Raw genomic sequence first — 6,983 nt, 5'->3', positions numbered from 1 at the left:
CGGCTCTCGCCCCTGCCCCCGCCGCGGATAGCAATGTCGCGCCTTTCTACGCCGCGCGCCCCGGCAACCTCATCTGGCTGCGCAGTCCGGAGAGCCGCGCGGCGACCGCCAAGCTGGTGGAGATCCTCAGGCGCGCGCCGATCGACGGCCTCACCGAAGGACCCGCCCTAGCCGCCTCGGTCGAGACGGCGCTCGCCAGCGGGACCCCTGCCGACGACCAGATCATCTCGACCGCCTGGGTGCGCTACGTCCAGGCGCTCAAGCGGCCTGTCGAAGGCATCAGCTTCGGCGACCCGACGCTCCAGCTCAAGCCGCCCGCTCCGCGCGAAATCCTCTCCGATGCGCTCGCGGCGCCCTCGCTCGCCGCACACATCGACGCGGTGTCGAACGTCAACAGCTTCTACGCGACGCTCCGCGCCGATGCGATCGCGAGCGGGCAGCAGTCGGACCCGCACGTCACCGCCACGCTCGACCGGCTTCGGCTGGTCCCCGGCGCCGGCCGCGCGATCGTCGTCGATGCCGCGAATGCCGAGCTGATGATGCTCGAGAACGGCAATGTCGTCGACACGATGAAGGTGATCGTCGGCAAGCCTGATTTCGCGACGCCGCTGCTCGCCGGAAAGATCTGGTATGTGACCTTCAACCCCTATTGGCACATCCCGCAGGACGTGGCGAAGCGGAAGGTCGCGCCGATCGTCATCAAGCGCGGCGTCAAATATCTGAAAGCGGCCCGCTACGAGACCGTCGAGGCGTTCGGCGGCGACAAGGAAGTGCCGGTCGATCCCGAGACGATCGATTGGAAGGCGGTCGCGGCCGGCAAGGTCGAGGCGCACATCCGCCAACTCACCGGACCGCACAACATGATGGGCAAGATGAAGTTCGGCTTCGTCAATGATTACGGGATCTTCCTCCACGACACGCCGCACAAGGACCTGTTCGACAAATCAAAGCGCAATCTCAGCCTTGGCTGTGTCCGCGTCGAGCGCCCGCCGGCACTCGCCGAGTGGCTGTTCGGCGGCCCGCCCCCGGTGCCCGGCGACGACGCCGAGCAGAACGTCCGCATCGGCAAGGAAGGCGTGCCGATCTACATCAGCTACCTCACCGCGCGCCCCGACGGCGAGACCATCGCGTTCGCGGATGACGTGTACAAGCTGGACGGCGCGAGCGGAGGCGCCAGCGACAAGGCGATCGCTACCGCGTCGGCTGGGAAGAAGTAGCCAGCCCCGAACGTTGCCGTCGACCCAAACCGGACAGTAGCCCGCCCGCTTGCGGACACCCCTTGTAAAGGGTTTCGGCTCTATGCCTCAGTGCAATCATTTGGCTCGACGCTGCATTCACGCGGTCGAGCCGGGAGGGCGCGATGAAGCCGTACATTATTGGGGCGATCTGCGTGTGGTTCGTCTTCGGCATCACCGGTGCGGTGATGCTCGGCCAGCAGCGGGTCGATATCCCCACCATTGCCGGCGGCCCGATGACATTCTGGAAGGGCCTCAACAAGCCGGTGAACGAGTAAAGAGCCGCCGGGCGCACCGGCCCGCTTTCCACCATTGCAGACATTCGGCCGCGTGGCCTAAGCTCTGCCAATGGCCATTCCGAGCCTGCACGAGTTCATCCGCGAGCTCGAGTCGACGCGGACGTACTTCAGCCTGACCTCGGTCCGGGAAGGTGCGGTCATGATCGAAGTCGCGCTCGTCGACGAGCGGTGGGAGATCGAGTTCTTCGAGGACAGGGAGCGTCAGCTCGAAATCTACCGGAGCGACGGAACGATCTTCGGGCCTGAAAAGCTCGCTGAGCTTCGAGTGAGGATCAGAAGCTGACCGAAACGCGGCGAGTTAGCGAGGTTTGATGCGTGGTTGGTTTGAACAGCGGTATCTGGACCTGCTCGGCTCGATTTACATCTACAACGAGCATCGGGGATATACGGCCATCGACGGCGTGATCGAGGCGGTGCGAACGCGCTGGCCGGACGACGCGGCATTCATCGCCAGGCTCGCCAAACACCGCGCCGACGAGCGCAAGCACTATATGATGTTCCGTCGCTGGTTCGAGCGCCGCGGCGTGATGCCGATCGCGGTCGACCGCGCGTGCGGGCATATCGACCGTTTCGTCGGGATCATGTTCGGGTCGGCGATCGACGCGCTCGACCCCATGCAGATCGTCAAGCGCGACGAACTGTTCGAGCGGATGTGCCGGGTGGTCTCGCTGACCGAGCGGCGCGGCCATCGCCAGGTCCGAATCCTGCTTCGCCACCCGATCGTGCGCCGCGACTCGCGGCTGGTGAAAATCTTCCGGATCATCGAGCGCGACGAGCCAAGCCACTGGGCGCCCTATGACGAGTGGCTGAGTGTGCACGGGCGGCGGCCGCCGAACTGGTGGGAGCGGGCGATCGACCGCTACATTCACGGCGAGCTGTTGTTCATCAAGCTTCCGCTCCTGTTCGCGACTCCCCGTCTGTCCCGCCGCTCGGGCTGGCCCGACGAGCACGACTTCGACGCCACGCATCACGGTGCGCCGGTGGCTGCGAACGGCTGAAGCGATTTCGAGCAGCTACAATTTCGCGGCGCGCTCCTCCGCACGCATCGCGCGGGGTGGCAGAGCCGCCGCCTGGGCGGGCCCTGACCGGGCATGGCTGCCTGTGCTGGTCGCCGTCACCGCGGTCGAGCTGCTGTGGTGGGCGACGATCTGGCTGCTCGGGGTGGCGCCCGTTCCCTACGTCGCGACCTATGTCGGCCTCGCCTTCTTGGGGCTTGGAATCGCGGTAGCGCTGCGGCTCGCGCTGGGCTTGCCGCCGAGTGGCGCGCCGTGGCTGGCGGTTCTCGCCGGCACGGTTGTGGCCGCCATCGCCGCAAGCGCGTTCCTGCCGCTCAAATATGCGATCCCCGCGGAAGTGCCGTTCTGGCTCGACCGGCCGATCGCGGACGCCGAGCGCTGGCTGTTTGGCGCAGATCCGTGGCGCCTGCTCGACGCGCTGCTCGGCTGGGCGGTCGTTCCGCTCGATTGGCTGTACGGCTGCTGGCTCCCGGTGCAGTCGGTGATCCTGTTTTTGCTGATCCTGTCGCGCCCGACGCCCGCCAAGTCGCGCGCGCTGATCGCCTACAGCCTCGCCTGGTTCATTCTCGGCGCGGTGGCGGCGGTCCTCCTGTCGTCGGTGGGGCCGATATTCTACGACCGGTTGTACGGCGGCAGCGCCTTTGCGCCGCTCGCCGAGACGCTCCGCGCGCGCGGCGCATGGCTGGCGATTGGCGAATCCGACCGGATGTGGGCGGCGTTCGCGGGTGGCGATCCGGGACTGGTCGCGGGAATTTCGGCGGTCCCGTCGATCCACGTCGCGATCAGCCTGTGGATCTTCCTCATGGCCCGCACGATCGTGCCCCGTGCCGCGCTGCCCGCCTTCTTCTATTTCGTGCTGATCTGGATAGGCTCGGTGCAGCTCGGCTGGCATTATGCGAGCGACGGGCTGGCGGGTGCGCTGGGCATGCTCGCCGTCTGGCAGCTGGCGCGCGTCATCCAGAACCGCCGCGGCGCGAGCGACGCGGCATCGTCCGAACACGGCCAGCCCGACTTACTTGATTGAGCAATCCGTGCCCGCACCCGTTGCGTGCCCGCCGAACTGACTTAAACAGCACGAATCCGGGGCGGGGAGAATGATTTGAGCGTTTTGACGCTGGAGCGCGTGAGCAAGCGCTTCGACCAGACGATTGCCGTCGACGATCTCAGTTTCTCTGTCGAACAGGGCACCGTGTTCGGCTTCCTTGGCGGCAACGGCGCGGGGAAGACAACCTCGCTGCGCATGGTGCTCGACATCATCCGCCCGACGAGCGGCAAGATCGAGGTGCTCGGGCGCCCGCCCGGGCGCGAGAATGCTGCCGACATCGGCTTCCTGCCCGAGGAACGCGGCCTTTACCGCCAGATGACGGCGCTCGACACGATCGCTTATTTCGGGCGGCTCAAGGGCATGACCGCCGCCGACGCGAAGCTCGAGGGGGCGGCGCTGCTCGACCGTTTCGGGCTCGCGGCGAGCACGAAACAGACCGTCGACAAGCTGTCGAAGGGCATGGCGCAGAAGGTCCAGCTTGCGACCGCGCTGGTCAACCGCCCCCGGCTGCTCATCCTCGACGAGCCATTCTCCGGTCTCGATCCCGTCAACCAGGGCCTGCTCGAGGACGAAATCCGACGGATTTCTGCCGGCGGGTCGACGGTCGTCTTCTCCACCCATGTCATGCAGCACGCCGAGCGCCTGTGCGATTGGCTGCTGCTGCTCGGCCGCGGCCGCAAGATGTTTGAGGGGACGCTCGACGACGCGCGCGCGCAGCTGCCTGCGCGGCTTGCGCTCGTGGCCAAGAACGATCCGTCGCGGCTTCCCGGCGTCGAGAGCGCCGAGGATCACGGCGAGGCGGAGCCGGGCTGGCGGCGCTGGGACGTTCGTCTCGAGCCCGGCGTCGAGCCCGGCCACGTGCTCGAGCAATGCGTCGCCGAGCAATTCCCGCTGCGCCGGTTCGAACAGGTCCACGCCAGCCTGCACGACGTGTTCGTGCACATCGTCGGAACGCCGGAGACCGAGCAATGAAGAACGTCCTGATCGTCGCCGCGCGCGAGTTCCGCCAGATCGCGAGCATGCGCAGCTTCTGGCTGACCCTGCTGATCATGCCGTTGTCGATCGCCGCCGGCGCGGTCGCGCCGCAACTGTTCGACAAGGACCAGGCCGACCGCGTCATGATCATCGACCGGACCGGCGGAAGCGAGGCCCAGGCGCTCGGGCAACGGTTCAAGCTCGACGAAGCGCGCGACAAGCTCTCCGCTTTGTCGCGCTACGTCCAGCGCCACCATCTCGAACGCGCCGACCCAGCGGCTTTGTGGGCGCAGCACGACCGCTGGTACAGTGACGCCGACGTCGCGCGCTTCGTCGCGGAAGGCGGCCCAGCCGCGGCCAAGGCGAAGATCGCGCGGGTTAAGGCGGAAGACACGCCGGAGTTCACGCCGCCGGAGCCGGATTTTGAGCTGGTTCCGGTCCCCGCGTCGCTCGCGAAGGTGCCGGACGCGCAGCTCGACCGCGCGCTGAAGCCGGTGCTCAAGCCCACCGACAAGGACGCGAAGGCGGTGGACTATATAATCCTCATCCCGGCGAGCTTCGGCGAGAGCCCGCTGGTGCGACTGTGGGCCAACAAGCAGCCGTCGCAGCAGTTCGTCGGCATCGTCCAGGACGTACTGACGCGCGGCCTCAGGACGCGCTTCCTCGCGGCCCAGGGAGTCTCTCCTGATGCAGCCGAGAGCGCGAGCACGATCGCGCCGACGCTCGCCATCTCGACTCCCCCGCCGGGCGGCGGCGCGCGCGAGGCGATGCTGGTGCGCTCGATCCTGCCCCTCGCCGCTGCCTATCTGCTGATGATCAGCCTGATGCTGTCGGGAAGCTGGATGCTCCAGGGGACGGTCGAGGAGCGCTCGAACAAGCTGCTCGAAACGGTCCTCGCCTGTGTCAGCCCGCAGGAGCTGATGTACGGGAAATTGCTAGGGACCGCGGGCGTCGGGCTGTTCATGATCGCGGTGTGGGTCGGGTGCGGAATCTTCGCCGGCTATGCGACCCACGGCGCCATCGCCGACCTCATCCGCCCGGCGCTCGACCCGCTGACCTCACCGGGCACGATCCTCGCGCTGATCTACTTCTTCGTGGTCGGCTACGTTACGATCGCCATCATGTTCCTCGCGATCGGCGCGATGAGCGATTCGATGCGCGACGCGCAGGGCTATCTGATGCCGGTGCTGCTGCTGATCCTGCTCCCCATCACGATCCTGATGCAGGCGGTGCTCGGTGGCAACAACGGCGGCGTGCTGATGGAGGTGCTGACCTGGGTGCCGATCTGGACCCCCTTCGCGGTGCTGGCGCGGCTCGGGCTCGGGATCCCGACGTGGGAGGTCGTCGGCACCGGCATCCTGCTCGCTGCCTTCACCGCCGCCGAGATGGTGCTTCTCGGCCGCCTGTTCCGCGCGAGCCTCCTCGCGCAGGGCCAGCGGCCGAACGTCCGCGAAGTGATTTCGCGAATGCGCGCGGTGCCGAGCTGAGTTCGCACAACGCCATCCCGGACTTGGGCGGGGAGCCGCCTTTCCGGACTAACTCGATCTGCGCGCCTTTGACGGCACTGCGCCGCTCTGCCCCTCCTCGGGGCCGACCCCGGCGTCGCTCATCCGAAGGAAGGTCCGCACCGCATCGCCCGAGACGGCGCGGCCGAACAGCCAGCCTTGCGCTTCCGAGCAGCCGAACTGCTCGAGCGCCGCGCGGATCTGTTCGGATTCCACCCCTTCCGCGCTGATCGGCACGTCGAGCGTGTGGCCGAGCGCGGCGATGGTGTTGACGATCTCGGCGGTGCGCTGGCTCTTCACGATGGTGGTGATGAAGCTCTTGTCGATCTTGATCCGGTCGAGCGGCAGGCGGTTGACCTGCGCCAGGCTCGCATAGCCGGTGCCGAAATCGTCGAGCGAGATGCGCACGCCGACGTTCTTGAGGCTCTCGATGATGGTCATCACCTGGTCGCGGTCTTCGAGCAGAGAGGCTTCGGTGATCTCGATTTCGAGCCGGTTCGCCGGGAAGCCGGTGGCGGAAAGCAGCTTCAGGATATGCTCGGCGAGCAGCGGCTCGCGAAACTGCACGGGCGAGACATTGACCGCCAGCTTGAGGTGCGGCGGCCAGTCGCGCGCTTCCTTCATCGCCTGTTCGACGACGCTCATTGACAGCGGTCCGATGAGGCCAGTGCGCTCGGCCGCCTCGATGAAATGCTCGGCGTCCATCATCGAACCGTCGGGCGAGCGCCAGCGGGCGAGCGCTTCGAACCCGGCGATCTCCTGGGTGGCGAGGTCGATCAACGGCTGGAAATAGGGGACGAAGTCGCCGCGGCGAATGCCGGCGCGGATTCCTTCCTCCAGTTTGAGGCGGTCGGAGAGCTCGAGCTCGAGCTGATCGTCGAACCACGCGAAGCCATTACGGCCGGCGC

General features: G+C 67.0%; 8 protein-coding genes. 7 read left to right on the top strand and 1 reads right to left on the bottom strand.

The genetic code is table 11. From position 1 onward, the window contains the following. The 7 genes from GH737_RS11935 to GH737_RS11905 form a co-directional block, all read left to right on the top strand. A partial coding sequence (locus tag GH737_RS11935; protein WP_155265033.1) for a L,D-transpeptidase family protein occupies nucleotides 1–1,217 on the top strand: 1,217 nt, incomplete at its 5' end. A 143-nt stretch (nucleotides 1,218–1,360) separates the two neighbouring features. Beyond that, complete coding sequence (locus GH737_RS11930) at nucleotides 1,361–1,513, top strand: hypothetical protein (RefSeq protein WP_155265032.1); 153 nt, start codon at nucleotides 1,361–1,363, stop codon at nucleotides 1,511–1,513. Between the two features lie 70 nt (nucleotides 1,514–1,583). Continuing rightward, on the top strand, nucleotides 1,584–1,817 hold the full coding sequence (locus tag GH737_RS11925) for a hypothetical protein (protein ID WP_155265031.1): 234 nt from the start codon (nucleotides 1,584–1,586) through the stop codon (nucleotides 1,815–1,817). 28 nt (nucleotides 1,818–1,845) lie between these two features. Continuing rightward, nucleotides 1,846–2,532 carry a ferritin-like domain-containing protein gene (locus tag GH737_RS11920; RefSeq protein ID WP_155265030.1) on the top strand — a complete coding sequence of 229 codons (687 nt, stop codon included), beginning with the start codon at nucleotides 1,846–1,848 and terminating at the stop codon, nucleotides 2,530–2,532. Between the two features lie 103 nt (nucleotides 2,533–2,635). Continuing rightward, nucleotides 2,636–3,574, top strand: a complete 939-nt coding sequence (locus GH737_RS11915) for a phosphatase PAP2 family protein (protein ID WP_196233135.1) — start codon at nucleotides 2,636–2,638, stop codon at nucleotides 3,572–3,574. A 75-nt stretch (nucleotides 3,575–3,649) separates the two neighbouring features. Beyond that, nucleotides 3,650–4,567 carry an ABC transporter ATP-binding protein gene (locus GH737_RS11910; RefSeq protein WP_230558789.1) on the top strand — a complete coding sequence of 306 codons (918 nt, stop codon included), beginning with the start codon at nucleotides 3,650–3,652 and terminating at the stop codon, nucleotides 4,565–4,567. After that, complete coding sequence (locus tag GH737_RS11905) at nucleotides 4,564–6,057, top strand: ABC transporter permease (RefSeq protein WP_196233134.1); 1,494 nt, start codon at nucleotides 4,564–4,566, stop codon at nucleotides 6,055–6,057. Before GH737_RS11910 ends, GH737_RS11905 begins: the two co-directional genes overlap by 4 nt. A 48-nt stretch (nucleotides 6,058–6,105) precedes the next feature. Here GH737_RS11905 and GH737_RS11900 read toward each other — a convergent pair. Continuing rightward, nucleotides 6,106–6,983 (bottom strand): putative bifunctional diguanylate cyclase/phosphodiesterase (locus GH737_RS11900; protein ID WP_155265026.1); only part of this gene is annotated, 878 nt, incomplete at its 5' end.

Origin of the sequence: Sphingomonas segetis, assembly GCF_009720245.1 — a bacterium.
In the GTDB taxonomy this organism is placed as follows: Bacteria; Pseudomonadota; Alphaproteobacteria; order Sphingomonadales; family Sphingomonadaceae; genus Sphingomicrobium; species Sphingomicrobium segetis.
Note: the sequence above shows the minus strand (reverse complement) of the source record. Positions and strands in the feature narration are given on the sequence as shown.

Bases quoted from the DNA above. Each gene is read 5' to 3' on its own strand.
- GH737_RS11930 (WP_155265032.1), top strand. From the start codon at position 1,361: ATGAAGCCGTACATTATTGGGGCGATCTGCGTGTGGTTCGTCTTCGGC.
- GH737_RS11925 (WP_155265031.1), top strand. From the start codon at position 1,584: ATGGCCATTCCGAGCCTGCACGAGTTCATCCGCGAGCTCGAGTCGACG.
- GH737_RS11920 (WP_155265030.1), top strand. From the start codon at position 1,846: ATGCGTGGTTGGTTTGAACAGCGGTATCTGGACCTGCTCGGCTCGATT.
- GH737_RS11905 (WP_196233134.1), top strand. From the start codon at position 4,564: ATGAAGAACGTCCTGATCGTCGCCGCGCGCGAGTTCCGCCAGATCGCG.